Source organism: Pseudomonas sp. BAV 4579 (assembly GCF_009765395.1).
GTDB lineage: Bacteria > Pseudomonadota > Gammaproteobacteria > Pseudomonadales > Pseudomonadaceae > Chryseomonas > Chryseomonas aestiva.
Window position 1 is genome coordinate 1 of record NZ_WHOV01000050.1, and the last position, 22,600, is coordinate 22,600.

Here is a 22,600-nt window from a genome sequence, read left to right on the forward strand (position 1 = left end):
ATCACCAACCCGGACAAGTTCAAGCTCGGCGTCGATTCGGTCAAAGGCCTGCGCGCCGCGTTCGCCCAGGACGAGGATTACCGCGACCTGATGTTCGGGGGTGCCAGCTTCGCCGGCGGCTATGCCAATGCCGCGGATCCGGGCGCCGCGGCCGAGTCTATCCGCCGGGCGCTCAAGGCCAAGGGCCTGACCAAGGCGCAGCAGGACAGCTATCTGGCCAGCCTGGCCAGCACCAGCGGCAAGCTGGGCGACGCCCTGGCCAAGGGCTGGGAGAAATACCGTGAGATCGGCGAGCGGATCGAGAATGCCAACCGCCTGGCCACCTACAAGCTCGCGCTGCAGGCGGGCAAGTCGCGCCGGCAAGCCGCGTTCGAGGCCAAGGATCTGATGGACTTCTCGATGCGCGGCAACTTCGTTGCCTTGCAGTGGCTGACCGACGTGGTGCCCTTCCTGAACGCGCGCCTGCAAGGCCTCGGCAAGCTCGGCCGCAGCTATCGCGACGACAAGGGCCAGTTCCTGAGTCAGGTGGTGATGAAAGCCGGGATGCTGGCAGCCTTCTCGCTGATCCTGGCCGCGCTCAACGGCGACGACGATCGCTTCAAGGCACTGCCCGAGTGGGACAAGGACGCCAATTGGCACATCTGGTTCAGCGCCGACCAGGTCGAACCCATCCGGATCCCGAAACCCTTCGAGCTGGGCCTGCTGTTCGGCACGCTGCCCGAGCGGCTGCTCAACGTCGCCGCCGGCAACCAGGACGGCGCCCAGCTGCAGGGCGCGATCGCCCGGGGCGTGGTGTCCACCCTGGAGCTCAACCCCATCCCGCAGTTCTACATGCCGATCCGGGACATCCAGGCGAACAAATCGCTGTACTTCGGCACGCCGATCGAGTCGCTGGCCGACGAGGGCAAGCTTGCCGAGGCGCGTTACGACTCGCGCACCAGCGAGGTGGCCAAGGCCGTGGGCCAGCTGACCGGCCCGACCTTGGGCCTGTCGCCCAAACAGCTGGACTACCTGGTCAAGGGCTACACCGGCACCCTGGGCGCCTACGTCCTGGGCGCCAGTGACCTGGTCGCTCGTCAGTTCCAGGACGGCGAGCGCCCTGCCCTCACCGCGCGCCAGGTGCCCCTGGTGTCCGTCCTCTACAAAGGCGACAGCCCGAGTAGCACGCAATACCAGACGGACCTGTACGACATGGTCCACGAAGCGGACGAGATCTATCGCACCGCTCGAGCCTGGCGCCAAGAGGGCCGCGTTGAGGACGCCCAGCAGCTGATCGCCGACAACCGGGACAAGCTCCGCCACCGTGGTGCCTTGGGCCTGGCACGCCAGCAGCTGGGCACCATCCGCGCACAGAAGGAGCAGGTGACGCGCAGCACCAGCCTGTCCGGCGAGCAGAAGCGGGCCCGGCTGGATGAGCTGCAGCGCCGCGAAAACCGGATCGCCGAGCGGGTCGCCACCCGCGCCCGGGCCGACTTCAACTAGGCCCATTGACGGCCGGGGGGAGCCTCATACCCTCGGCCGCCACACCCACCCCCCGGGGCCCGTTATGACCTGCAGCATTCCCCTCGCCATCGCCAAGGGCGAGACCTTCGAGTATGCGTTCCGGATCGCCACCCCGACGCCGGTGCTCAAGCCCATCACCAGTATCGGCCGCACCGCGCCGGCGACCCTGACCGTACCTGGCCATGGCCTGACCGACGCCTGGCCGTTCCGGATCGAGGGCATCACCGCGCCGGCGGATCTCAACAGCCCCGCCAGCGACCCCACCCAGGCCTACCTGGCGCGCGTGGCGGACCCGGACACCCTCACCCTGGCCGACGTCAACGGCCTGGGCTTCAAGGCCTTCGCCGGCACCGCGGCGGTCATCCGCTACCTGGGCGCCGAGGATCTCACCGGCCTGGCTGCGCGGCTGATCGTGCGCAAGAGCGCCGGCGGCGCAGTGGCGGACACCTTCCTGAGCGGCGACGGCCAGCTGTCCGTGGACAAGGCCACCGCCACCGTGGCCATCAACCTATCGGCGGTAGCCACCGCGGCGCTGACCTGGACCCAGGGCGTCTATGACCTGCAGCTGTTCGACCCGTTGAACCTGGCCACCGTCATCGGCATCGCCTCTGGCCGTATCACGGCAGGTACCTGACGCATGGCTGGCCAGATCCAGGTACTGCGCGAACGCCCCCAGGTGGTCAGCCTGCGCCCGGGCGCACGTCAGCACCTGGTCGTTCGCCCTGAGCGCCAGGCGCTGGCCATCGTCGCGCCTGATCCTGGTAGCGCGGTGGTCGTGCCGACGGTGGCCCCCCTGCCGATCGCCTACGACCTGCAGCAGCTGCCCCCGGTACCGAGCGCCCAACCCCTCGAGCTGGCGCCCGGTGGCAACCAGGTGGCCAGTCCTCGACACGGCGCCTTCGTCCTGACCCATGGCCAAAGGGGCGCACAGGGCCGCCAGGGCGCGATCGGCCCATCAGGCGGGTCAGCGGTCACGCGCACGGCTGGCGTCGCTCTGAGCGCCCTGTATGCGGTTTACGAGCGGGGCGGCCAGGTCTTCCCACTCGATCCGACCAACCCCGGCCAGGCCCTCCTGCTGCTCGGCATCACCACCACCGCGGCGGCCGCCGGCGGATCCGTCGATGTCCAGCGCCTGGGCACGATCGATGACGACGGCTGGACCTGGTCCGAGGGCCTGGTCTTCGTCGGCCCTGGCGGCCGCCTCACACAAGAAGCCCCCGCGACCGGGTGGGAAATCGTCCTTGGCTCGGCGCCGGCTCCGACGCGTCTCAACCTCGACATCGATGAGCCGCTCTGGCTCTAACAGGAGACCCTATGGTCGACAAGCTGCTTCAACGCAAGAACGGCAGGAACCAGCAGTACACCCCCGTCCAGCAGTCCGCCGGTGCCGCCGACGCGGGCAAGATCCCTGCCCTGGGCAACAACGGCAAATTCGACGAGTCGGTCATGCCCGACGGCATCGGTGCGTCGACCCGTCCCGGTACCGCCAGTGAGGCGCTTGCCGCCGGCGTGTTCGTCAACGAATGGTCGAATGGCGGCGTGCGCTCGCTGCGCCTGGCCGACAACAGCAACAACCGTGCAGCGGATGGGTTCGTGAAGGCCGCAGCTGCCAAGGACGCCACGGCGACCATGTGGCCGCTCGACTCGACCAATGCCCAACTGAGTGGCCTGGAGACCGGCACGACCTATTACCTGGGTACCGCCGGCGGCGTGCTGTCCGCGCCCCTGGATTCGACCGACGCGGGCAACGCCGGCAAGATCGACCAGAAGCTGGGCAAGGCCACCAGCGCCACCGAACTGGCCACTGCCGACTACGACTACGTGGTGCTCTGATGGGTACCCCGCGCAGGCCAATCGTCCGCAAGAACGGCCGATATGAGCAGCTGCCGCCAGGCGATTCACTGCTAGGCCTGCCGCTCTACGTCCCGGCCTTTACCCAGGCCGGGACGTCCCTCCGGATCTCCCTCACAACCCTCTACGCGCTACCGGTCGACGATCGCGCCGGCAAGACGCTGCAGGTGCAGGTGCTGCTCAATGGCTGATGCTATCCCGCTCAAGCTGGTGGACAACGGGGATGGCACCGGCAAGCTGGTGCAATTCTCTACCGATGACACCGTTCCCTTGGACAACCTGGTCGCTGCGCTCGAGGCCTTGGGGGCCCTGACGCCGGCAGCCGGCAAACTCCCCTATTTCACCAGCGACACCCAGGCGGCCCTGGCCCCCCTTTCCGAAAAGGCGATCGCGCTGCTGGCCAAGGCCACAGCGGCGGAAATGCTCACCCTACTCGGCGCTCAGGCGGCGCTGGGCTTTACGCCAGAGAACGCCGCCAAAAAGGGCGCGGCCAATGGCTATGCAAGCCTCGACGGCAGCGGTCTTGTGCCAGCCGCGCAGCTGCCCAGCTATGTCGGTGACGTCCTCGAGTACTCCGCCCTCTCGGCTTTCCCCTCTACCGGCGAGAGCGGCAAGATTTACGTTGCTCAGGACACCAACAAGACCTATCGCTGGGGTGGCAGCTCCTACATCTACATCACCAGCGGCGCGGTGGACTCCGTCGCTGGAAAGACTGGCGCGGTACAGCTGGTCAAGGCTGACGTGGGCCTGGGCAGCGTGGACAACACCGCCGATAGCGCCAAGGCCGTGCTGAGCGCGACCAAGCTGGACACCGCACGAACGGTCACCTTCAACGGCGCTGTGACCGGCAGCTATAGCTTCGACGGCACCGGCAATATCGCGGTGACGATGAGCTTGGCGCAGAGCTATCTGCCACTGGCTGGCGGCACACTGACCGGCGCGCTGAACCTCGCCCCGGTCGGCTCCATCGCGGCGGCTGCCACGACGGCCATCGGCGCCGCCGGCGCCAACACGCTGACCGTCACCGGTACTACGACGATCACGGCGTTTGATGCCGCTGTGTCGGGCGCTGAGCGATGCCTGGTTTTCAGCGACACACCGCTGCTGACCCACAATGCGACCAGCCTCATCCTGCCCTTCGGCGGCAACATCCAGACCCAGGCCGGGGACGTGGCCTCGTTCGTGTCGCTGGGCTCAAGTAATTGGCGTTGCACCAGCTTCCAGCGGGCTAGTGCGTCGCAGTACCGCGCAGACATCGCCGCGGCCGCGGTGGGGGCCAATGGCGACATCACCAAGCTGAGCGCCCTGCTGTACGCGATCATAGACGCCGAGGGCAACGGCACCGCCTTGGACTTGGTGACCAGCGGCGCCACGACGACCCTGACGATCACCGATACCGGCGGCAATGGTGCAAATATCCAGCTAGTCGGCAACGGCTCCGAACCAAGCAAGTTCATCCGGGCCAGCGGCGGCAGCTTACAAGTTCTGAACAACGACTACAGCAGCGTTCTGCTGAACATTGATGACTCGGGGTTGGTGACGCTGGCGCAGGCCCTGGATTTGGCCAACGGCGGCACCGGGGCTACCTCCGCTCAAGGTGCCCGCAACAACCTGGGGCTTGGCTCGGCGGCGCTGATGGCCACCATCGGTACAGTGGTCAGCGGGGGCGCGAGCGGCGCCATTATCGAACGGGGTTCCAACTCGAATGGGCGCTATGTCCGTCTCGCGGACGGTACCCAAATTTGTTGGGGGGGCACGACCAGCAGGGTGACGGCGAGCACTCAAGCGGGCTCGGCCGGCTATCACACGGGCGTAGGCAACCTCACCTACCCCGCCGCGTTCGTTGAGGATCTTCCAGCCTATCTCCCCTTCCCCGTCTCTCCGCAGTCCTATTACGGGGCGTGCTTCTACGACCAGGCCGGGTCCCTGACCCAGGCACCCAACACCTACGTCTGGTCCCCTTCAAACAGCTTTTCGGCCCAGGCGAGCTACATCGCTATCGGCAGGTGGTACTGATGAGAATTTCGTTCGACCCCATCCGCTATCAGGCCACGCTGGAAGTGCTGAAAGCCGGCGACGTGCTGACCATCAACGGCGAGACCTTCGACTTCTCCGTCATCCCGGAGGGCGCGCTGCTGCCAAGCTCTGCGGTTGCCTGCGAGTTCGTCCGCGGCAACATCACCCGCGTGGATGGTGAGTTGTCGCTGACCCTGCTGCTCCCCTATGACGTCACGTCGCCGAACCACAGATTCGACCCGGCGCCGCTGGACAGTCCGCCCGACGGTCTGCTGGCTCTGCCGGAGCCTGAATACCTGCCAGACGAAGAGGTGACCGATGAGCAACATTGACCTGGCCCAACTGGTCACAGCCGAAACGCGGCAGGTGGAGGCGCGTGCTGCGTTGACGACGCTATTCGTCAATGCCGTGGGCACCTATATGGATCAAGCGGCAAGAACGCGGCGCTATGACAGCATCCTGAGCCTATGCACCTACGTGAGCAGCACGGATGCCACGTTTGCTGCCGAGGGTCAGGCCGGGGTCGACTTCCGTGACGCCTGCTGGCGCTACTGCTACGACACGCTGGCAGAGGTCCAGGCTGGTACGCGGCCAGCGCCCGAGCTGGATGCCTTCCTGGGCGAGCTGCCGCGGCTAACCTGGCCGGAGACGTCCACCTCGGAACCCACCAAGGACGCGGCCTCGGCTGACCAGGTGGACGAATCCGCGTCGACAGCGAGTTAAGTAGTCCAGGCAAGAAAAAGCCCGGCACATGGCCGGGCTATTTCGTTGCGGTCGCGTCAGGCCTTGAAGGTGCCCTTCCCTTTGCCTTTCCCGTTCAGCGGCCAGCAAAGCGCCCACAGCAGGAACCCGGCGATCATCGCCACCAGCAGCAGGTCACGCACCATGGCCAGCAGGTGGCCGAACATGGCCATCAGCAGGGTGGCGGCGATGGCAAGGACCATGCCGAGGCCTGCATCAGGTCGCGGTTCTCGATTTTCTTAACTTCGACCTTGGCGGCCGCGGCGTTCTTACCGAACAGGGAAAGCAGAGACATTGGCGTGTCCTCTCTCAGGTTGGGGGGTGATGTGTGAAAGAGATCGCATTTTGATTGCAAGTTGCTCTCATAACAAGAGCAACCTGCCGGCCAAATGATGCTAGGTCGATTAGGCCTTATGGGCGGTACTGGTGGTAGCGGTCACAGCGGCCGCCGCTTCCGCGGCCTGGGCGGTCAGCTTGTTGATCGCCTCTACCGCGGATTCGCCTTCGTCCAAGCCAAGCAGGTCGCGGACGGTGTCGCGCAGACTGGCCAGGGCTTTGATCAGCTGGATGCCTTCGGTGATGCCGGTGGTAACGGATGCGATATTCATGGTGTCCTCATTTTGATGGTTTATTGGTCTCCATTTGAGTGCATATTGATTGCACTTTGCTGGCGACCTAATAGCTATAGTTGCACTGAGCCCTGTGCTTCAAGGGCTCTTTTCTGCGGGGTGTTGGTCGGGTGGTCGATGCCCGACATGCGCCGGTACAGGCAAACGGCCTTGTAGATCGTTTCCCGATCGGCAGAAGGGGTAGCGGCGAATCCCATGTCCGGCTCGAGCACACCCATGGCCAGGTCCAGGATCTGGTCACAACGCTCGCGCGAGATCCGTAATGGCCCGCTGCTGGTCGTCACCTGCAGGTACTCGCACAGCAGGTCGTGCACGATCACCGCGGGCGCATACCAATCCCAGCGATCAACGAACGACCAGAACGCACGGGGGACGCTGGCGCCGTCGGTGAGGTAGCCGGCGGGGACCTGCACCCATTGGGTACGGTAGGCGTTCAGGAAGAGGGTGAAAGGCTCGAGCACCCGCCAGTAGGGCGCGCCCAGGGCGCGGGTGGCGGCATAGTCGAAGGTGATGACGGCGCGGCCTTCGTAGAAGGCGCCAGGGACAGGCGAGGGGGTCGGCGGTTGCACGCGGCAGGCTCCGGATGAGGTCGGCCGCTGAGGCTCGGAACACTGCCACCCGTCGCGCAAGCCCTGTGATTGATTTTATGAATTGAACTTTTTAAGAACTTCTTAACCTTCCACTTGCCATAGTGAATACAATTAAAACGCACCCATTTTGGTATCATTCTGCGGGTTATCCGAGGGCAAAATAATGGCAATTACCGCTGTAGCTGGGACCAAGGGAGGTCTCGGTAAAACGACTACGTCCGTGAACCTGGCTGTTCGCCTCGCCCTGAATGGCAAGCGTGTGCTGCTGGTCGACGGCGACTCCCAACACACCGCGCTCGACGCTATGCGTCTGCGCAGCCATCACAACGCCGACGAGCTGGTGGCCCTGGCCCACTTCACAGACGGCGACCAGCTGTACAACCAGGTGCTGCTGCAATCGCGCTACTACGACGAGATCATCATCGATCCGGGCGCACGTGACTCCAGCGCGCTGCGTGGTGCGCTCCAGGTCTGCGATCGCTTGCTGAGCCCGCTGCTGCCGAGCAACTTCGACTCCTGGGCGCTGGAACAGACCGCCGCCCTGGTGGACGAGGCGAACGACTTCCGCGGCCGCGATGGGAAGGACGCGATCAACGCGCTGGTCTTCCTGAATTGCGCAGAGCCCGGTCTAAATCGCGAGGACAACCTGGCCGCTCGCCGGCGCGTGGATGATTTCCCGTGCTTGCAGCTGCTCGAGGCTCAATTCGTGCGCCGCAAGGCCTTCGCTGCCGCTGCATCGGCTGGTCTGTGCGTGGATGAGCTGCATCGCTCCATGCGCGACGCCAAAGCAAGCAACGAGCTGCGCCTGCTGGTCGAAGAGCTGGACGGCCTTGAAATACCCACCAAATTGGCGCCATTAGCAACCAATAAGCGATCAATTTGAGTGCAAACTAATAGCAATTCGAGGGCTATGCCGTGGCATTGACCAAACCGATACGGGACGACAAGACGCCTAAGCCGGGCTCCGCTGCCCAGGGCTTCATCCAGGGCGCTCCCGACCACAAAACCCAGCAGCCGCCGAAGCCGGAGTATGCGCTGCACGGAAAGAAGCGGAAGCTATCGCCGGTGATCGATCCCGACCTGGTCGACGAGATTGACCGTGTGTGCGAAGAGAAAGGCGGCATCAGCCGCAACGCCGGGATCTCGATGGCCATGCGCGAATGGGTCGACCGTCACGACCGCGAGAAGCGCGAGCGCAACGGCCGCTAGAAGTAGAACACCTCGGTACTACCGGCGGCCGCTGCCGGCTGCCGTTTCTCGATAGGGGCCGGCGTGAACAGCGGCTCACCACTTCGGTGGACTGCCGGGACGGGCTTCACCCGCCGCCCGTGCGGCTCATACGCATCCGCTTGGGGCGGTGCCGTATAGCTCAAGGCTACCGCGGCACCGGCCAGCAGGATCCAGGAAACCCTACCGTACACGTCCGGATCTCGGGTTGTAGGACGCATCGAAGCCGCGCATGTATCGCAGACGCGGGCTGTCCCGGATGTAGATAGGCGGGGCCTCTTCCGGCGGCTTACGGATCGGGAACAGCTCGGCCACCGCGGCCAGCTCCCGGCGGGGCCCGAAGTTGCCCCAGCCTTCCATCACGCCGTTTTCGCTCAGTCGACGATAGATCCATCTGGCCTCAATGCTGGCCAGCCGAGAGGTGCGATAGGCCAATTCGCCGGCGAGAGCGGTACCGCCTTCCCACCTGGGCACGCGGACCTCAAAGTCCATGTTGTCGTCGTAGCTACCTTGCAAGGCACGGGTGAGCAGATAGGGGCCGAACTGGTAATCGCCGAGCGAAGTGATTTCGTCCAGGCTCCGGATGATCGTTGGCGCGGTCATCGTGAGACTCCATTAGGGGGGTAGGGAAGTGCGGCCGCGTGCCTGGGGGAGGGCGCGCGACCAGGTGAATCAGCTTGCTTGCGCGATGCGATCCATCACCGGCAGACCCGAAGCCGGTTCGCCGGCAACCAGGTGCGTCGCGGCGAACTCGTCGAAGGGCAGGGCGAGCGCGCGCTTGGCCTGGTTGAAGCGGGCCCGGGCGGCTGCGATCGCCAGTTCGTCCAGGTCAGCCGCCTGCAGGCGGGCCAGGGCTCGGTAGGTCTCGTCGAAGTCGTGGACGGCCTCGAGCATGTAGCAGCCATAGGCCTGCAGCATCCGAGCCTTTTCGTCGGTGACCGGCGGCAGGGCCTGGGGGATCTCGTGGCCTAGGCAAAGGCCCTGGGCGTCGTGGTGGTTGCAAGCCGGCAACATGCGATAGCCCTGGGCCTTGAGCGCCGAAGCCATGGCGAGGACTACCTCACCCGGTACCGGGGCGCCGGTCACGGTGTTGGTCAGGCGGCCGTCGAGGGCGCGGGGGTTATTGGCGTGCGAGAGAACACCGTGCTCGATGTCGACACACAGATGGAAGTGGCGGGAGGTACTGCTCAGCATAGGGGGGTTGCCTTGTGGTGATGGCGTTGGCGCGCCAGTTGGAAGGGTAGGGGTGTCACTCCTGGGCGCGATCGTGGGCCGCGCCGTAGGTCTTGGCATCATCGCGCCGCCCGACCGAAAGCACCAGGACCACCAGGCGCTGATCGATCACCTGGTAGGCCAGGCGGTAGCCGGCGGAGCGTAGCTTGATCTTGTAGCAGTCGGGCAGGCCGCTCAGCTTGGCGGCCGGTACCCGCGGATCCGCGAGGCGCTGCTCGAGCTTGTCCAGCAGCTGGCCGCGCACGTCGGCGCCGAGCTTCTGGAAGGCGCGCAGCGCCTTGGGGTGCCACTCGAGCGAATAGGTCACTGGATGCCCTTACCGGCGACGCCGCGGCGCAGCTCGGCAATGGACATCGCCACTGGGGCCTCACCATCGGCCAGCGCCGCGCGGGTTTCCTCGATCAGCTCCAGGTCGTCCAGGCGCTCGAGCATCGCCTCGTAGCGATCGGCTGGAACGCAGTAGAACGCCGGCACGTTGCGATTGAGGATGGCCACCGCCTGGCCATCGGCCGAAGCGACGGTGCCTACAGGGTTTTTCTTCAACTCGGTCACGGATGCGACGTAGTGGGCGTGGATTTCTTGGGGCATGGCGTTCGCCTTGAGGGTGAAACAGAGTGCTGATAATAGCACTCTGAACAGGTCTTTAGCTAGGTCTTTAAGTAGACCTGTATCGGATCGCCATCGCGCGAACGGCTGCGCCAGAGCGTTTCCTGATCGCGCACGACATCCACGCTGCTGGCCTGGCCACCCTGGAAATGCGCCAGTGCTCGAGCGTTGGCATAGCCGAGCAGGGCAGGGGAGTCAGCCAGGGGCAGCTGCAGCACGTCGAAGCCCATGCAGCCAGCCGCCAGTTCGCCGGCGGGATGGGATTTACGCCAGGCGTCGAGCCGTTCATAGGCATCATCGCGCTCGGCATCAGTGGCGTCATCGCGCCACCAGCCCGGATGCGTTTCCTGGTAGGCCTGCAGCTCGGCGCACCAGGTCTTGGCCTGCTGCTCGTCCAGGTACACGGCCAGCAGCTCGGGCGGCTCATAGTCGGTGGTGGCCACCACCACAAAGGCGCTGGCCAGCACGGGGGAGAGCGGTGTGCTCATGTCGCCTCCGGGGGCGCGGCTTGCAGGTGCGGCACCCGGTGCAGCTCGAAGCGATTGAACAAGCCCGCCACGGGCGCGCAGGGGTGGCGCGCGACCCACTCGCGCAGGGCTTCCAGGTTGTTCGGATCAGGCTGGCGAGCCTGGTAGTCGGTCAGGATGTGCAGAAACTGCTTGGCCAGGGCCTCGTCCTCGAACGACGCTAGGGCGCGGGAGTCGATCGGCGCCGGCTGGTCATCGAAGCCCAATACGACGTGGGTCCAGATTTCTCGCGTGAGATCGTCAGTTGCGCCGCTCATGCCGGCGTGCCCAGGGTAGCGGGGTCGAGCCAGGGCAAGGCCATCAGCCTGAACTCCGTGCAGGCCGATGCCCGGCGACTGATTGGGTGCGCCGCCTCCCACAATGCCCACTCGTTCGAGGCACCGGGAGTGGCCGAGGGGGCGAAGGTCGGCATGGTCGCCGCGTAGGCATTGGCGTGCTCGACAAGGCCGCGTGCCAGGACAGGGTCGTCCACCAGCAGGCCGTCGATGGGTTGGCCGTCGAGAAAGCCCAGCACGACCCAGGCGGGCGATCGGGTGTCGGCGTTGCGTGCGGTGGTGTCTTGTGTCATCGTTTCCATCCCCTCTGTTGTACCTCTTGCTTCACCCATCCGCGTGCCCCCCCGAAAAACTGACCCGAAAGCCTTGCGGGACAGGTACGAATGGGTTCCTTTAACATAATCGGTATTATGCGAAGTCGAGCCACGGCCGGGCAGGGCGCCCCGGACGCAGATTTCACGTCAAGGCGCGTGCTCCGGATCAGTAATTGCCGGATGCTTGGTCCTTCAATGCCTTGGATATGTCGGGCATTTCCTGCTTTTGGGGTGCTTTGGTCCGACCAAGGACATAGACGCTGCCATGGACAGTAGCGCCGACATTGATAATGGCCGGAAAAACCGATAGCAGTGTCCAGCCTTCGTTTAGAGCCTGCTGAGCTGCTTCAACGCCCTGAACTTCTTTCAGTTCCCGCACATCGTGAATCTGCATGGTGTCACCTCGGTTCGATGCCGGCGGCGCCGGCGGGGGTGCCCCTGGGGGCGGGTTCAGTGGGTCAGCCGCTTGGAGCTTGTACCGGAGAAGCTATCGCGACCGACCAGAAGGCGGCTGACCAGTAGGCCGCTCTTCAATTGGCAGCCATTGCGACACCGCATAGTCGATCGCTGGCATGAAGTCTTCGAACTCTTCCCTAGTAATAAACTCGGTATCAAGCAGCACCTCTAGATACCCCTTGAGCTGCAGGCCTATCTGGTCGGCGGCGTCTGGCGTCTCTGCGCTCCCAATATCCTGGTTAGTCACCATCAGCACTTTGCGCAATACGGGATGATTGAATCGGGGATTTGGGTTCATTCCAGCCGGTGGCAATTCTCTAAGCGTCATAAATCACACCTTGGTAATCGAGTGGTTTTGCTTGGTTTGCTCTTCCATCTCGCGCTGGGCGTTATAGCGCTGGATGGTGCTGATCATGTGTTCCAGCGCCGCCAAGGCGTGATCAGGACAAGGAAGCGCGGTCTTGGCTTCGGGATCTGCGAGCCAGGCGCGAACGGTCCGTATTGAGCATGGGCTCTTGGTCCGAAACTCGATCATTTCGGCAGCGCGGCCCTGCTTGATCGAATGGGCGTCCAGCAGCTGGCGGAAACGGACGCGGTTCGTGTCCTGGCGCAGCTTTTCCTGTCGTGCGGTGGTCATAAGTCTCCAAGTAGGCAGTTCTGCCTAGTAGGCATATTAGGCAGAACTGCCTAGTTTGCCAATCACGCATCGAGCAGCAGGCGTAGGGTCGTCATAGCCTCGCGGTGGCCATCCGTCCAATCGATCGCCTGGACGCTGTCCTTTGGGTACGGGCACGACTCGCCCAGGCCGCCCATCGCAACCAGGTACCCGTCCTGCCAAGCCGCCGATCGGTGTCGCCCGGCCTCGGTCGCGATCCTGCCCATGCCCGTCCTTATATATAGAGGGAACTTTCTACTATTATACTGTACATAAAGACAGTAATAGCACAGGAAAGCGCTATGTATATCGACCACACCAGCCCGGATCTACCCGACGGCAAGAACGACATGCTCGGCTACGGCCCGCCTGGTGAGGTCGAGCTGCTGCGTATCGCGCTACTGAACAGGTCGGCTCGGATGGCGAAGATGCAGCGCGAGCTGGAAGATGCCCAGCTGCACAGCAACGGCCTGTTGACCATGGTCCACCAGCTGATCGCAGAGAACAGAAAGCTACGCGAGAAGCTCGGCATGGCATCCCTGAATCCCGGCCACCTGCCGCCCAGGTATCCCGATAGCCACCTCGCCAAGTCGCTGCGCAGTTCGCCCAGGAACAGCCACCACTAGAACCAGGTCTCGACGATCTCCCTGGCATCCCCTGGCGCCCGATCCGTGCGCCTCAGACCGGACGGTACAAGGCGCCGCGCGGTCGTAAGGTCCGACTCCACGTAGGCCTCGCCGGCCGGTATCGCTATGCCGTCGTCCAGGTCGAAGACCCGCACCACGTAGAGGCCTGGAAACTGTTGGGTGTCGTAATACACTGACCACGCCTGCTTTGGCTGTGTCGTTCGCATGGCTGTCCTTTGCTCTCATTACGCCATCTATTTGCAATCACTAGGCATTCAAATGGGAATCAAATAGCACGCAAAACGGATGCACGGACCCAATAGGCCGATCAACGGCCTATCAGGTGCGTTGTGCTATGGGTCAGTCGCTCGAGGGGGTCCCGCTGTCGCTGCTCGAGTAGCTCGAGCTGTCGCTACCGCCCGATGTGGTGTCGATGGCCGGGCTCCAGTCGCAGCCGCTGCTCCTGTCCCAGGCAATGACTTGGTTGCGCTCTTCCCCACAAGAGGGGGAACGGACAGGGATAGGATCCACGTCTGTACAGGGGTGGTATTGAGCGAGCAAGGCATAGGCGGCTGCGTCAGAGCCTGTTGGTGAGCCGATCGGGTCCAGACCCACACGCTGGGGTGTCATCGCTTAAACGCCGCACCTGGGCGCCCTGGCGGCGCTGTAGCGGCATTTCCAGGCCTCCGCGCGGGATAACGCCCTGGCGTGGCCTGGCGGCCTCCCTGGGGGCCTTGGCGGCACTCTTGGAGCTGTAGACCAGGTGGCATTGCGGATCCAGCGAGGGCTCGAGGCGCTCGGCGGTTGCCTGGCGCTTGCGGAAACGGGCAATCAGTCGTTCGAACATGGGGGCATCCTCAGAACGGCAAATCGTCATCGAAGTCGCCGTAATCCTGGCCACCAGGTTGCGGCTGCTGCCCGGGCTGACGAGTGCCCTGGCCCTGCTGGGGTGCGCGCTGCTGGCGCGGCTGCCCCTGGCCCTGGTCATCGCCCTGGCCGCGGCCGCCGCCGAGTAGCTGCAGGCTGCCGCCGATGTCGACCACGATCTCGGTGGTATACCGGTCCTGGCCATCCTGTCCCTGCCATTTCCGGGTGCGCAGCTTGCCCTCGACGTAGATCTGCGAGCCCTTGCGCACGTATTCGCCGGCGATCTCGGCCAGGCGCCCGTAGAAGACGACCCGGTGCCACTCGGTCCGCTCCTGCTGCTGGCCGGTCTGCTTGTCCTTCCAGGACTCGCTGGTGGCCAACGTCACGTTGGTGACCTGCCCGCCGTTCAGGTGCCGGGTTTCTGGATCACTGCCGGCATTGCCGACCAGGATTACTTTGTTGACGCCTCGTGCCATTGGGATGGCTCCTACTGCTGGGGGGTGGGGTTGGTGAGGGATCGCAAGCGATCCATCGCGTCGTGGTCGTTCGCGATACGGTCACGAACGGGCCCGGCGTTGGCGCGCCAGGCCTCGCGGAACGGGTCGAGTCCTTGCTCGGCCGCCTGCGTCAGGGTGGCCAGCAGCTGGTCGCTGTCGGCCTGAATTTGGTCTTCCACGGATACGCCTGTCTCCAGCCAGTTGGCCAGCGCCTGGCCATCGGCCTCACTGAGCTGGCGCGGATCCGCGAACAACCTGGTGCGGTCCTTCGTGGCGATCGCCCAGCCGCCGGCGCCGTCGCGCGACTCCAGGTCCAGCACCACGGTGAACTCATACTCGAGGCCTTCCCGCTGGATGGGAGCCATGCCGATCTTGCGAGGCACCTTCTTGCCGTTGTGATCGTCCTCGAGGACAAAGTCGGTCTTCTGCCGCATCGTCGCGATGATGTGCAGCGGACTCTGCAACATGGCGTTGATGAGTTTGTTGTGCCGCGGGGTGACATTCGCCCAGGCGGCGAAACTGTTTCCTCCGCGCTGGCGCTTCGCTTCGGCGGCATGAATCTCCAGGATCCCGCCGGTACCGATCCACTCATGGCTTAGCGAGTCGATGATCAGGATGTCGTAGTCGCGCTCAGCGAAGGCGATCACTTCCTGGTACCGCTCTGGCGTGTAGGGGGGATTGAGCAGGCAAACGTCGAAATCGGTGATGTCGCAGTACAGCTCGGAACTGCCGTGCTCGGTATCCAGCACGGCGATCCGCCCCTGCGGCCCGACGATACCGCGCGCCAGGCGCAGGGCGCTCTCTGTCTTGCCACCACCGGCGGCCGCCTGCAAGGCGAGGCGAAGGCGGGCCTGTTTGCGCTGGGCTTTCTTGAACATGAACAACCTCGAGGTCGTGGGGGGTCGACCCGGCCGGCATTGTCATCCGCCGGCCGGGCATGGCGCTACAGCTGGGCGTGCCAGCGGCCGTCAGGCTCCCGGCAAGGGGTTCGCCGTGCGCGCATCAGATCCGCGACAGTGCGAATACCGAGCGCCTCGAGGCAGCTCACCAGGTCGGTTATCGACGGCTGGGGCAGTACCGAAACCTTGCGGTCCGGGTTCAGGCGAGGCCGTTGGCGCGGCTCATCCTGGTCTTGGGGGGTGGTCATGTGTCTGTCTCCTTGACGCCGGCCGAGATTGGCCAGCCCTGCAAACTCTACCCTCTAGGTTTACTATGTCAATAACTTAGTTTTCATATGATAAAACCAGGTTGACACCGTATCACCTCGAAGTATTATCGGTGGCCCACCCAACTGGAGAGCAGTATGTCCACTGAGTCCGACAAATCGCCCGACCCGAACGAGGGCAGGATCCGCACCGCGGATTACCTGGCGCTGTTCGCGGATACCCGAGCCCCGAAGAAAGAGGCTGCGGCCTACATCCGGATCTCCACCGTTGCCTTGGGCAAATGGGGCGAATTTGTCCCGCCAGGTTCGCAGCGCCTTGTAGAGCTGGCCATGGAGGCCCGTCATCGGGAGCAACTCGCCGAGACGCGAAAACGACTAGCGGAACTCGAGTCTAAGACTGTATGAATATACAGCAAATGGACTACCACTTGTCGTTCTGTGACTGGTTTGGCACCGGCCTTGCTCCCGGGGCGACTTCGCGCCGGATTTTTGGCTCGGCTGTCCGAGCAGGTGCGATCGAGGGGAACAACATGCAACACCGTATCGCTCAGGGGTCGACACCATGAGCAACCTACTTTGGACCAAGCGGCCGATCGCCGTGAACGTGGAGCTCGCGACCCGAATCGGCTTGAACGAGGCGATCGTGCTGCAGCAGCTGCATTTCTGGATCAGCGGAGCTACCTACGGCGTCGAGCACGACGGCAAGCGCTGGATCTACAACAGCATCGAGAGCTGGGGCGAGCAGTTCCCATTCTGGTCCACGGACACCATCCGGCGGACCCTGAAAAAGCTCGAGGAAATGGGCGTCGTTCAGAGTGAGAAGCTCAAGAAGCGGGAACACAATCACACCAAGTACTACACGATCGTCGCGGATCACACGCTATTGGCGTTGCCCGAAATCGATGCTGGCAAATTGCACAATTCAGAAAGTGGCAGGTTGCCCGAATCAGATTTAGGCAATTTGCCAAAACCCGTTAATGCAAGTTGCACAAATGTCTCAGAGAAAACAACAAAGAGAACTACAGAGAAAACACTCAACCAAGAACACGCGCGTCAGGACGCGCCTGAATCGGGCGGAAGTGACAATTTTGGTCTGCGTGAAGCGTTGAAGGATTTACCCGAAGGACTCCAGGAGCGCACTTTCAGGGACTGGCACAAGGTCAGAACCCGTAAGGGCGCAATCCTGACCCAAACGTCTTGGGAAAGGCTCAAAGCCAGCTTCGCCTTGATTACTCAAGCAGGTTTCAACCTAAACGACGCGGTAGCGCTCGCTGTGACGTCCGGCTGGACCTCGGTTGAAGTGCGGTATCTGGATGGGAAATTGGCTCGTTCCGGCGCGGTCGAGACGCCTTACGATGACATCGTCGAGGCCTACCACACGGTTTGTACGAACCTGCCCCAGGTTGACGTTCTGGACGATAAATTGCGCGCACGCATAGCCGAGCGCTGGACTGAGGATCCGCGCAAGCAGCGTATTGCGTTCTGGAATCGATATTTCGAGTACTGCGCGGAGATTACGCGCAAGGGTTATCGCGTGGAGTGGCTCAACCGGAGCCGCAAGCCAAATCTGGAGATGCTGCTAACGCGGCACATCTTCGACGACGTGATGGACCAGTACCGGGCCGAATACGGCACCGGTACTGGCCAAGAACATCGGTCTGCAATGCAGGCCAACGCTTAACACACCCACCCCCCGGTGGGCTTCTAGCCTCGCAGGTACCGGCGCCAACCAGTACCTGCGATTAAATGGGACACTTTTCGAGACGAAAAGTTCCCCAAAGGGAATGCTATGCAAGACCGCAACGAATTTGAAGACCAAGAGCCGCCCGCCTATCCAGAAGAATACGCGGGTCGTCTGACACCATATCGCCACCATGAGGTTCGTGGCCCCGCCCACTCAACCGAGGCAGAACAGGCAGTGCTGGGTGGTCTGATGCTGACCGGCGCCCAAGGTGCCGAGGCCTGGGCACGGGTCGAAGACCTGGTGTCGGCCGCTGATTTCTACCTGCCGGCGCACCAAGAGATTTTCCGTGTCATCGCCGGGCTGGTGGCCGAGCAGCGCCCCATCGATGCTGTCACCGTCAGCGAGCGCCTCGAGCTGCTGGGCAAGGACCGCTTCACCGGAGGCCTGACCTACGTCGCCCAGCTGGCGCACAACACTCCCAGCATCGCCAACGTGCGCGCCTATGCCGAGATCGTTCGTGAGCGCAGCATGTTGCGGCAGGTGCTCGAGGTCAGCCGCGAAACCGCCAACCAGGCGCTAGCTCCGCAAGGCGCCACGGCCGACCAGATCCTGGACCAGGCAGAGCAACGTGTCCTGGCCATCCGGAATACCACTGCCGGCGCCAACGCTGGCCGCACCCTGGCCGAGATCTTGCCGGGGGTCATTGATACCATCGATCACAAGTTCAACAACCCGGACGAAGCCACAGGCCTGCGCACCGGCTATGCGGACCTGGACAAGCACCTGGGCGGCGGGATGCAGGACACCGACCTCATCGTGCTGGCCGGGCGCCCGTCCATGGGGAAAACCACGTTCGCCATGAACCTGGTCGAGAACGCCGTGCAAATCACCAGCAAGGCGGTGGTCGTGTTCAGCCTGGAAATGCCGGCGGCGTCGATCGCCAACCGAATGTTGGCCAGCCTCGGCCGCCTGGACCAGACCCGGGTTCGGACTGGCCGCCTCGAGGACGACGACTGGCCACGGCTGACGGCTGCAGCCAACACCATGAACGGCTTCCAGCACCGGCTGATCATCAATGACACTGCCGGCGTCGGCCCGGCCTACATGCGCAGCGTTTGCCGGCGAGTGGCGCGCGATCACGACGGTATCGCGCTGATCATGGTGGACTACCTGCAGCTCATGCAGATGCCCGACGCGAGTGAGGGCCGCACCAGCGAAGTATCGGCAATCAGCCGCGGCCTCAAGGCGCTGGCCAAGGAGTTCAATTGCCCGGTGGTGGCGCTATCCCAGCTGAATCGTGGCCTGGAAAGCCGCCCGAATAAGCGCCCGATCAACTCCGACCTGCGTGAGTCTGGCGCGATCGAGCAGGACGCTGACGTGATCATGTTCGTCTACCGCGATGAGGTGTATCACCCGGACACCGAGTACAAGGGCATCGCCGAAATCATCATCGGCAAGCAGCGCAACGGTCCCCTGGCCACCACCCGGCTGGCATTCCAGGGCGCTATCTCTCGCTTCGATAACCTGGCGCCAGGATCCTTCACCGACTACGACAACGAGCGGCCCACGCCCAAGCAATCGGGCGGCCGGGGCGGAAGTCGGCCCCGTAGCCTCTACGACGAGTTCGACGAATGAGCAGCAAGCGCGGCGGCGCCACGTCCGCAGAACGTCGCTTCCTGGACCGGGTGGTCTCGCTCGGCTGTATCGCCTGCCACGTCCTGGGCTTCCAGGACACCCCGGCGGAGATCCACCACATTCGGACCGGCGCCGGCGGTGGCCAGCGCTCGAGCAACCTCCGCGTCCTGCCGCTCTGCCCGGTTCACCATCGGCAAGGCGGCTATGGCGTGGCGTATCACGCGGGGCGAGTGGCCTGGGAGGCGGTGTTCGGTACCGAGCTGATGCTGTTGGCCAAGGTCTATCTGGCGCTCGGCATCGATGCGCCTGGCCCGACGGATGGGCCCGACCTAGAGCAGCCGTTCGTGTTCGAAGCGTAGTTACCTACCGATTGTCGGGAAAAACGATAAGCCTGGCAGCAAATGGCTATACCACTGGTCAGGTATACAGCAATATAAAAAAGTGACTGAGCCCGCACTTTGATAGTGTATGGCTCTCACTTTGGCGGTAAAGTGCGTGCGCTTTGCAATCAAAATGACCCCAGAGCCAACTGGATTGAATCAAACATGACCACCCCCCAAAGCAGCGCCAAGCCCAGCAACCCGAAAGACCTAATCGGAGCTGGGAAACTTCCGATGCACCTATGGCCGGTGACCGCCACCGCCATGGGCTGCATTGGCCTTCTCAACGGTCACGAAAAGTACGGCAACCTCAACTGGCGAGCCGCCGGCGTCCGCGCTTCCGTCTACATCGATGCCCTGCAGCGCCACGTCGCCGCCTGGTTCGAGGGCGAGGAATGCGACCCTGATGATGGCGTACCTCACCTAGCCGCGGCCCTGAGCTGTCTGGCCATCCTGGTCGACGCCCAGGCACACGGCCAGCTGACCGACGATCGCTCTTTCTCCCCTGCCCCCGGCTTCCGCAACCTGCTCGAGCAACTCACCCCCCACGTTGCCCGTCTGCAGCTGCAGCACGCCGACCGCAAGCCTAAGCACTGGCTTCGCGCGGACAACGATGTCCAGCGCTGCGCCGATGATGTCGACCACCTGTTCCACAAGCACACCCCGGGCGACCCTTGCCCGGCTGACGCCGTGGGCAGGCACGTCGACGTCATCAATCGCAGCGGCGAAGTGATGCAGTTCAAGGACCCGTCTCGCCTGAACTGGGGCGTTCGTTCCGAGCATCTGCGCCCGTTCGAGTTCGTGGGCTGGCGCCTGGCCTATGGCAGCAATGAGATCGAGCATGGACTGGAGCTATGCCGGGCCTGACTGCCTGGTAAGCCCGGAAGGGTATGCCGTCGTCCGCTGGCGCCACCCAGGCGCTGACACCCAATACGTCGCATGGCCACCCCTATCCACATCCCGCCAGGCGGCCGCTGTCCCGCCGCTTGGCACTCGAGGATCGGCCCAAGAAGCCAGGGATCTGTGTGACGACCACCAGAGCAACGGAGGTAATGCGTGACCGAAGTAACCCAGCTGGACCCCTCGCGAAAACGGAGCAAAGGCACTCGTTGGAGAGCCGAGTCCCTGCCCTCACGCATGGCCGCACAACTGCCGGCCGATATGCGACCCCGCCCCGAGAAAGCCAAGCCGACGCGGCCCAAGTCCTGCTATGAGGACGGCCCCGGTATCCCCACCGAGCACGAAGAACAGGTGGTGCTCATCAGCTGGTTCGACGACACCTACCCTGACCTCGCCGGGCGCCTGGCCGCGGTTCCCAACGCCAGCCGCGTGCCGAAGTATGTTGGCCACAAGCTCAACCAGGAAGGCCGGCGCAAAGGCTATCCGGACCTCCAGCTGTTGATGCGATCCGGCACCTTCCCTGGCCTCATCATCGAAATGAAGCGCACCAAGGGCGGCTCGCTCGAGAAAGAGCAGCGCGAGACCCTCGCTTGGATGGCCGAAGAAGGCTACCGCTGCGAGATCTGCAAGGGCGCCGAGGCCGCCAAGGTGGTGATCGCCAAGTACCTGGAGCCCCGCCTGGCAGAGAAAGCCCGCGCCCATGGCTGAACGCTATACCGCCCGCCACGCCTGGCACGACTCCCACAGCGGCAACCGTAGTCATGCGATGGCAAGGGCGGTGCTCGAGGCGGCCAGCCTGACCAGGAGCACCCGGAGCGCGATCGGGCGCACGGTGGCGGCGCATGTGCAGGACGCCGTCGCCAGCCTGCCGCTGACGCTGCGCCTGTTCGGCGACCATCTGTATTCGCCACTCGCCCGCGATCAGGATCGCCTCGAGGCCGAGCGGCTGGTGCTGGAGCAGGCGCTGGCGCGCCACAAGCCCATGCGCAACCCCAAGAAGCAATACGCCCCGCACGTCGCAGCGGCTGCGCTGCACCGCTACCGGCAGATGCACCAGGGCGGCCAGGGCGCCGGCATCGACCCAATGCCGAACCCGGAAGCGCTGCGCGCCTGGATCCTGGCCACGCGCGGCGTCTGCCTCGAGTCGATGCAATGGACGCGAGAGTGGGCGCCCTTCCTGCAGGCCTGCATGGATGTCTGCGCCGACCTGGATGCCGAGGCCCTGGCGCCGGTTGCGTCTAGATTGGGCGCCATGACGGCCTAAAAACAAACAAAGTATTGCTCATGGCAAACTAAGTTTGTATATTCAGGCCTCACCCGGCACCCCGCCGGGCCTTTGGAGTAGCCCCCGATGCTTCAACACCCTGAAACCGGCGCTCACGCCTTCGACACCACCGGCGAAGCCTATGACGCCATCCAATGCGACGAGTCCATACGCAAGGGCGATCGTCTGCTGATCGTAAGTGAGGCCGTCGTAGGCCTGGCCCATACCTGGCCGATCGCGGTCACCGTCGAGCACGGCGAGCTGCATCAACCACAAGATGGCGCTGACATCGTCACGCTGCTGGCGGATGCCGGTTTGACCGTGGACCAGGTGCTCATGGCGATGAACCTGGCTGACGCCAACAGCCTGCCCGTCGCCACCTGGGCCCGTCGCCACGTTCTAGAGCACGCCAACAGCGAATGGGTCAGCACCGACCAACTGGCCAGCGGCGACCTGGTCAGCGTCCACGGCTGGCTGCTGCGCCTCACCACCCGGCGCGTCTACCCGGCTGAGCACTTCCTTGGTGAGGACACGTTCGTCTTCCACGTCGACTGTCTCTACGGTAACCGGCCCGATGACCTCCTACCCGCGGGGCTGCACTACCACGTCCAGGGCAACAGCCGGGCGCGCTGGGTTCGCCTGGTCGCACCCTGCATCGAACCGTCTGGCGTCCGTGGCTATGAGGGCACCCTGGCCGAATACCGCCGGATCCTGGAAGCCAACCCCGGCAAGGCCCTGGTGATCGGTGATGGTTCCGTCGCCCTGCTGCAGGACGGCAACCTGGTTGGTGCGTCCGCCTCTGAGACCGCCGAAGGCCTGCGCGTGGACCTGGACACCAGGTTCGACTTCGATCGCAGCGCCTGGGACACCGACAACGATTGTTGGGATGCTGACGATTCTGCGATGAGCACCGCCGAGCACATCGCTAACCCGTGGCTGATCCAGCTGTAAGACCAGGA

The 22,600-nt window shown here is 63.9% G+C and carries 35 protein-coding genes and 1 pseudogene; 19 read left to right on the forward strand and 17 right to left on the reverse strand.

The window, feature by feature from the left end:
* The 8 genes from GSQ95_RS11915 to GSQ95_RS11950 all read left to right on the forward strand — a co-directional run.
* The coding region (locus GSQ95_RS11915) for an LPD38 domain-containing protein (RefSeq protein ID WP_158973806.1) at positions 1-1,482 on the forward strand (1,482 nt) is incomplete at its 5' end.
* 64 nt (positions 1,483-1,546) lie between these two features.
* A complete protein-coding gene (locus GSQ95_RS11920; RefSeq protein ID WP_158892507.1) occupies positions 1,547-2,137 on the forward strand; it encodes a hypothetical protein in 591 nt (196 codons plus the stop codon).
* A gap of 3 nt (positions 2,138-2,140) precedes the next feature.
* Positions 2,141-2,806, forward strand: coding sequence for a hypothetical protein (locus GSQ95_RS11925; RefSeq protein ID WP_158892505.1), 666 nt, complete (start codon positions 2,141-2,143; stop codon positions 2,804-2,806).
* Between the two features lie 11 nt (positions 2,807-2,817).
* On the forward strand, positions 2,818-3,336 hold the full coding sequence (locus tag GSQ95_RS11930) for a hypothetical protein (protein WP_158892503.1): 519 nt from the start codon (positions 2,818-2,820) through the stop codon (positions 3,334-3,336).
* Complete coding sequence (locus GSQ95_RS11935) at positions 3,336-3,545, forward strand: hypothetical protein (protein ID WP_158892501.1); 210 nt, start codon at positions 3,336-3,338, stop codon at positions 3,543-3,545. The genes GSQ95_RS11930 and GSQ95_RS11935 overlap by 1 nt, the downstream gene beginning before the upstream one ends.
* Positions 3,538-5,370, forward strand: a complete 1,833-nt coding sequence (locus tag GSQ95_RS11940; protein ID WP_158892499.1) for a hypothetical protein — start codon at positions 3,538-3,540, stop codon at positions 5,368-5,370. The genes GSQ95_RS11935 and GSQ95_RS11940 overlap by 8 nt, the downstream gene beginning before the upstream one ends.
* Positions 5,370-5,702, forward strand: coding sequence for a hypothetical protein (locus tag GSQ95_RS11945; RefSeq protein WP_158892497.1), 333 nt, complete (start codon positions 5,370-5,372; stop codon positions 5,700-5,702). Before GSQ95_RS11940 ends, GSQ95_RS11945 begins: the two co-directional genes overlap by 1 nt.
* Positions 5,689-6,093 (forward strand): hypothetical protein, encoded by a 405-nt coding sequence (locus tag GSQ95_RS11950; RefSeq protein WP_158892495.1) that lies wholly within the window; start codon positions 5,689-5,691, stop codon positions 6,091-6,093. The genes GSQ95_RS11945 and GSQ95_RS11950 overlap by 14 nt, the downstream gene beginning before the upstream one ends.
* 56 nt (positions 6,094-6,149) lie before the next feature.
* Here the strand turns inward: GSQ95_RS11950 and GSQ95_RS11955 are convergent, their stop codons facing one another.
* The 3 genes from GSQ95_RS11955 to GSQ95_RS11965 all read right to left on the reverse strand — a co-directional run bounded on the left by GSQ95_RS11955 (position 6,150) and on the right by GSQ95_RS11965 (position 7,309).
* Entirely contained in the window at positions 6,150-6,314 is a 165-nt protein-coding gene (locus GSQ95_RS11955; protein ID WP_158892493.1) for a hypothetical protein, read from the reverse strand.
* A gap of 201 nt (positions 6,315-6,515) precedes the next feature.
* Positions 6,516-6,719, reverse strand: coding sequence for a hypothetical protein (locus GSQ95_RS11960; RefSeq protein WP_158892490.1), 204 nt, complete (start codon positions 6,717-6,719; stop codon positions 6,516-6,518).
* A gap of 74 nt (positions 6,720-6,793) precedes the next feature.
* Positions 6,794-7,309: a DUF1353 domain-containing protein gene (locus tag GSQ95_RS11965; RefSeq protein WP_158892488.1), complete on the reverse strand. Its 516-nt coding sequence runs from the start codon at positions 7,307-7,309 to the stop codon at positions 6,794-6,796.
* Between the two features lie 184 nt (positions 7,310-7,493).
* On the opposite strand from GSQ95_RS11965, the gene GSQ95_RS11970 reads away from it, so the two are divergent.
* Together GSQ95_RS11970 and GSQ95_RS11975 are read left to right on the forward strand one after the other, a co-directional pair.
* Positions 7,494-8,213, forward strand: a complete 720-nt coding sequence (locus tag GSQ95_RS11970) for an AAA family ATPase (protein WP_158892486.1) — start codon at positions 7,494-7,496, stop codon at positions 8,211-8,213.
* Between the two features lie 32 nt (positions 8,214-8,245).
* Positions 8,246-8,539, forward strand: coding sequence for a ribbon-helix-helix domain-containing protein (locus GSQ95_RS11975; protein ID WP_158892484.1), 294 nt, complete (start codon positions 8,246-8,248; stop codon positions 8,537-8,539).
* Between the two features lie 201 nt (positions 8,540-8,740).
* On the opposite strand, the gene GSQ95_RS11980 is transcribed toward GSQ95_RS11975, so the two are convergent.
* The 10 genes from GSQ95_RS11980 to GSQ95_RS12025 all read right to left on the reverse strand — a co-directional run bounded on the left by GSQ95_RS11980 (position 8,741) and on the right by GSQ95_RS12025 (position 12,605).
* Complete coding sequence (locus GSQ95_RS11980; protein WP_158892482.1) at positions 8,741-9,160, reverse strand: hypothetical protein; 420 nt, start codon at positions 9,158-9,160, stop codon at positions 8,741-8,743.
* Positions 9,161-9,229: 69 nt separating this feature from the next.
* Positions 9,230-9,751: a hypothetical protein gene (locus GSQ95_RS26135; protein WP_178118411.1), complete on the reverse strand. Its 522-nt coding sequence runs from the start codon at positions 9,749-9,751 to the stop codon at positions 9,230-9,232.
* 55 nt (positions 9,752-9,806) lie between these two features.
* Entirely contained in the window at positions 9,807-10,097 is a 291-nt protein-coding gene (locus tag GSQ95_RS11990) for a type II toxin-antitoxin system RelE/ParE family toxin (RefSeq protein ID WP_158892480.1), read from the reverse strand.
* Complete coding sequence (locus tag GSQ95_RS11995; protein WP_158892478.1) at positions 10,094-10,378, reverse strand: type II toxin-antitoxin system Phd/YefM family antitoxin; 285 nt, start codon at positions 10,376-10,378, stop codon at positions 10,094-10,096. Before GSQ95_RS11995 ends, GSQ95_RS11990 begins: the two co-directional genes overlap by 4 nt.
* A 59-nt stretch (positions 10,379-10,437) precedes the next feature.
* Complete coding sequence (locus GSQ95_RS12000; protein ID WP_158892476.1) at positions 10,438-10,884, reverse strand: hypothetical protein; 447 nt, start codon at positions 10,882-10,884, stop codon at positions 10,438-10,440.
* Positions 10,881-11,180 carry a hypothetical protein gene (locus GSQ95_RS12005; protein WP_158892474.1) on the reverse strand — a complete coding sequence of 100 codons (300 nt, stop codon included), beginning with the start codon at positions 11,178-11,180 and terminating at the stop codon, positions 10,881-10,883. The genes GSQ95_RS12000 and GSQ95_RS12005 overlap by 4 nt, the downstream gene beginning before the upstream one ends.
* Complete coding sequence (locus tag GSQ95_RS12010; RefSeq protein WP_158892472.1) at positions 11,177-11,491, reverse strand: hypothetical protein; 315 nt, start codon at positions 11,489-11,491, stop codon at positions 11,177-11,179. The genes GSQ95_RS12005 and GSQ95_RS12010 overlap by 4 nt, the downstream gene beginning before the upstream one ends.
* A 187-nt stretch (positions 11,492-11,678) precedes the next feature.
* Entirely contained in the window at positions 11,679-11,906 is a 228-nt protein-coding gene (locus GSQ95_RS12015) for a hypothetical protein (RefSeq protein ID WP_158892470.1), read from the reverse strand.
* 93 nt (positions 11,907-11,999) lie between these two features.
* Positions 12,000-12,296 carry a hypothetical protein gene (locus GSQ95_RS12020; RefSeq protein WP_158892468.1) on the reverse strand — a complete coding sequence of 99 codons (297 nt, stop codon included), beginning with the start codon at positions 12,294-12,296 and terminating at the stop codon, positions 12,000-12,002.
* 3 nt (positions 12,297-12,299) lie between these two features.
* Positions 12,300-12,605, reverse strand: coding sequence for a hypothetical protein (locus tag GSQ95_RS12025; RefSeq protein ID WP_158892466.1), 306 nt, complete (start codon positions 12,603-12,605; stop codon positions 12,300-12,302).
* 320 nt (positions 12,606-12,925) lie between these two features.
* On the opposite strand from GSQ95_RS12025, the gene GSQ95_RS12030 reads away from it, so the two are divergent.
* Positions 12,926-13,249 carry a hypothetical protein gene (locus GSQ95_RS12030; RefSeq protein ID WP_158892464.1) on the forward strand — a complete coding sequence of 108 codons (324 nt, stop codon included), beginning with the start codon at positions 12,926-12,928 and terminating at the stop codon, positions 13,247-13,249.
* A gap of 577 nt (positions 13,250-13,826) precedes the next feature.
* On the opposite strand, the gene GSQ95_RS12035 is transcribed toward GSQ95_RS12030, so the two are convergent.
* The 4 genes from GSQ95_RS12035 to GSQ95_RS12050 form a co-directional block, all read right to left on the reverse strand.
* Positions 13,827-14,096 (reverse strand): hypothetical protein, encoded by a 270-nt coding sequence (locus GSQ95_RS12035; protein WP_158892462.1) that lies wholly within the window; start codon positions 14,094-14,096, stop codon positions 13,827-13,829.
* Between the two features lie 10 nt (positions 14,097-14,106).
* On the reverse strand, positions 14,107-14,592 hold the full coding sequence (ssb, locus tag GSQ95_RS12040; RefSeq protein ID WP_158892460.1) for a single-stranded DNA-binding protein: 486 nt from the start codon (positions 14,590-14,592) through the stop codon (positions 14,107-14,109).
* Positions 14,593-14,603: 11 nt separating this feature from the next.
* Positions 14,604-15,491, reverse strand: coding sequence for an AAA family ATPase (locus GSQ95_RS12045; protein ID WP_158892458.1), 888 nt, complete (start codon positions 15,489-15,491; stop codon positions 14,604-14,606).
* A gap of 65 nt (positions 15,492-15,556) precedes the next feature.
* Positions 15,557-15,760: a hypothetical protein gene (locus GSQ95_RS12050; RefSeq protein WP_158892456.1), complete on the reverse strand. Its 204-nt coding sequence runs from the start codon at positions 15,758-15,760 to the stop codon at positions 15,557-15,559.
* 156 nt (positions 15,761-15,916) lie between these two features.
* On the opposite strand from GSQ95_RS12050, the gene GSQ95_RS12055 reads away from it, so the two are divergent.
* From GSQ95_RS12055 to GSQ95_RS12090, 8 genes and pseudogenes are all read left to right on the forward strand, one after another.
* The gene (locus GSQ95_RS12055; protein WP_158892454.1) at positions 15,917-16,183 is read left to right on the forward strand and encodes a hypothetical protein; all 267 of its coding nucleotides are present in this window, start codon (positions 15,917-15,919) and stop codon (positions 16,181-16,183) included.
* Between the two features lie 157 nt (positions 16,184-16,340).
* The gene (locus GSQ95_RS12060; RefSeq protein WP_158892452.1) at positions 16,341-17,459 is read left to right on the forward strand and encodes a hypothetical protein; all 1,119 of its coding nucleotides are present in this window, start codon (positions 16,341-16,343) and stop codon (positions 17,457-17,459) included.
* Between the two features lie 108 nt (positions 17,460-17,567).
* Positions 17,568-19,019 (forward strand): annotated as a pseudogene (dnaB, locus tag GSQ95_RS12065) (replicative DNA helicase); the annotation flags it as partial.
* A 74-nt stretch (positions 19,020-19,093) separates the two neighbouring features.
* On the forward strand, positions 19,094-19,456 hold the full coding sequence (locus GSQ95_RS12070) for a Ref family recombination enhancement nuclease (RefSeq protein WP_158892448.1): 363 nt from the start codon (positions 19,094-19,096) through the stop codon (positions 19,454-19,456).
* Positions 19,457-19,642: 186 nt separating this feature from the next.
* A complete protein-coding gene (locus GSQ95_RS12075) occupies positions 19,643-20,344 on the forward strand; it encodes a dATP/dGTP diphosphohydrolase domain-containing protein (RefSeq protein ID WP_256664560.1) in 702 nt (233 codons plus the stop codon).
* Between the two features lie 270 nt (positions 20,345-20,614).
* Positions 20,615-21,085 (forward strand): VRR-NUC domain-containing protein, encoded by a 471-nt coding sequence (locus GSQ95_RS12080; protein WP_256664561.1) that lies wholly within the window; start codon positions 20,615-20,617, stop codon positions 21,083-21,085.
* Positions 21,078-21,641, forward strand: a complete 564-nt coding sequence (locus GSQ95_RS12085; protein ID WP_158892444.1) for a hypothetical protein — start codon at positions 21,078-21,080, stop codon at positions 21,639-21,641. Before GSQ95_RS12080 ends, GSQ95_RS12085 begins: the two co-directional genes overlap by 8 nt.
* Before the next feature lie 87 nt (positions 21,642-21,728).
* Positions 21,729-22,592: a hypothetical protein gene (locus GSQ95_RS12090; protein WP_158892442.1), complete on the forward strand. Its 864-nt coding sequence runs from the start codon at positions 21,729-21,731 to the stop codon at positions 22,590-22,592.
* Positions 22,593-22,600: the final 8 nt, after the last annotated feature.

Excerpts from the sequence above, each read along its gene's own strand:
- GSQ95_RS11920 (WP_158892507.1), top strand. The coding sequence starts at position 1,547 with ATGACCTGCAGCATTCCCCTCGCCATCGCCAAGGGCGAGACCTTCGAG.
- GSQ95_RS11925 (WP_158892505.1), top strand. The coding sequence starts at position 2,141 with ATGGCTGGCCAGATCCAGGTACTGCGCGAACGCCCCCAGGTGGTCAGC.
- GSQ95_RS11930 (WP_158892503.1), top strand. The coding sequence starts at position 2,818 with ATGGTCGACAAGCTGCTTCAACGCAAGAACGGCAGGAACCAGCAGTAC.
- GSQ95_RS11935 (WP_158892501.1), top strand. The coding sequence starts at position 3,336 with ATGGGTACCCCGCGCAGGCCAATCGTCCGCAAGAACGGCCGATATGAG.
- GSQ95_RS11940 (WP_158892499.1), top strand. The coding sequence starts at position 3,538 with ATGGCTGATGCTATCCCGCTCAAGCTGGTGGACAACGGGGATGGCACC.
- GSQ95_RS11945 (WP_158892497.1), top strand. The coding sequence starts at position 5,370 with ATGAGAATTTCGTTCGACCCCATCCGCTATCAGGCCACGCTGGAAGTG.
- GSQ95_RS11950 (WP_158892495.1), top strand. The coding sequence starts at position 5,689 with ATGAGCAACATTGACCTGGCCCAACTGGTCACAGCCGAAACGCGGCAG.
- GSQ95_RS11955 (WP_158892493.1), bottom strand. The coding sequence starts at position 6,314 with ATGGTCCTTGCCATCGCCGCCACCCTGCTGATGGCCATGTTCGGCCAC.
- GSQ95_RS11960 (WP_158892490.1), bottom strand. The coding sequence starts at position 6,719 with ATGAATATCGCATCCGTTACCACCGGCATCACCGAAGGCATCCAGCTG.
- GSQ95_RS11970 (WP_158892486.1), top strand. The coding sequence starts at position 7,494 with ATGGCAATTACCGCTGTAGCTGGGACCAAGGGAGGTCTCGGTAAAACG.
- GSQ95_RS11980 (WP_158892482.1), bottom strand. The coding sequence starts at position 9,160 with ATGACCGCGCCAACGATCATCCGGAGCCTGGACGAAATCACTTCGCTC.
- GSQ95_RS26135 (WP_178118411.1), bottom strand. The coding sequence starts at position 9,751 with ATGCTGAGCAGTACCTCCCGCCACTTCCATCTGTGTGTCGACATCGAG.
- GSQ95_RS11995 (WP_158892478.1), bottom strand. The coding sequence starts at position 10,378 with ATGCCCCAAGAAATCCACGCCCACTACGTCGCATCCGTGACCGAGTTG.
- GSQ95_RS12000 (WP_158892476.1), bottom strand. The coding sequence starts at position 10,884 with ATGAGCACACCGCTCTCCCCCGTGCTGGCCAGCGCCTTTGTGGTGGTG.
- GSQ95_RS12005 (WP_158892474.1), bottom strand. The coding sequence starts at position 11,180 with ATGAGCGGCGCAACTGACGATCTCACGCGAGAAATCTGGACCCACGTC.
- GSQ95_RS12010 (WP_158892472.1), bottom strand. The coding sequence starts at position 11,491 with ATGACACAAGACACCACCGCACGCAACGCCGACACCCGATCGCCCGCC.
- GSQ95_RS12015 (WP_158892470.1), bottom strand. The coding sequence starts at position 11,906 with ATGCAGATTCACGATGTGCGGGAACTGAAAGAAGTTCAGGGCGTTGAA.
- GSQ95_RS12020 (WP_158892468.1), bottom strand. The coding sequence starts at position 12,296 with ATGACGCTTAGAGAATTGCCACCGGCTGGAATGAACCCAAATCCCCGA.
- GSQ95_RS12025 (WP_158892466.1), bottom strand. The coding sequence starts at position 12,605 with ATGACCACCGCACGACAGGAAAAGCTGCGCCAGGACACGAACCGCGTC.
- GSQ95_RS12030 (WP_158892464.1), top strand. The coding sequence starts at position 12,926 with ATGTATATCGACCACACCAGCCCGGATCTACCCGACGGCAAGAACGAC.
- GSQ95_RS12035 (WP_158892462.1), bottom strand. The coding sequence starts at position 14,096 with ATGTTCGAACGACTGATTGCCCGTTTCCGCAAGCGCCAGGCAACCGCC.
- ssb (WP_158892460.1), bottom strand. The coding sequence starts at position 14,592 with ATGGCACGAGGCGTCAACAAAGTAATCCTGGTCGGCAATGCCGGCAGT.
- GSQ95_RS12045 (WP_158892458.1), bottom strand. The coding sequence starts at position 15,491 with ATGTTCAAGAAAGCCCAGCGCAAACAGGCCCGCCTTCGCCTCGCCTTG.
- GSQ95_RS12050 (WP_158892456.1), bottom strand. The coding sequence starts at position 15,760 with ATGACCACCCCCCAAGACCAGGATGAGCCGCGCCAACGGCCTCGCCTG.
- GSQ95_RS12055 (WP_158892454.1), top strand. The coding sequence starts at position 15,917 with ATGTCCACTGAGTCCGACAAATCGCCCGACCCGAACGAGGGCAGGATC.
- GSQ95_RS12060 (WP_158892452.1), top strand. The coding sequence starts at position 16,341 with ATGAGCAACCTACTTTGGACCAAGCGGCCGATCGCCGTGAACGTGGAG.
- GSQ95_RS12070 (WP_158892448.1), top strand. The coding sequence starts at position 19,094 with ATGAGCAGCAAGCGCGGCGGCGCCACGTCCGCAGAACGTCGCTTCCTG.
- GSQ95_RS12075 (WP_256664560.1), top strand. The coding sequence starts at position 19,643 with ATGACCACCCCCCAAAGCAGCGCCAAGCCCAGCAACCCGAAAGACCTA.
- GSQ95_RS12080 (WP_256664561.1), top strand. The coding sequence starts at position 20,615 with ATGGCCGCACAACTGCCGGCCGATATGCGACCCCGCCCCGAGAAAGCC.
- GSQ95_RS12085 (WP_158892444.1), top strand. The coding sequence starts at position 21,078 with ATGGCTGAACGCTATACCGCCCGCCACGCCTGGCACGACTCCCACAGC.
- GSQ95_RS12090 (WP_158892442.1), top strand. The coding sequence starts at position 21,729 with ATGCTTCAACACCCTGAAACCGGCGCTCACGCCTTCGACACCACCGGC.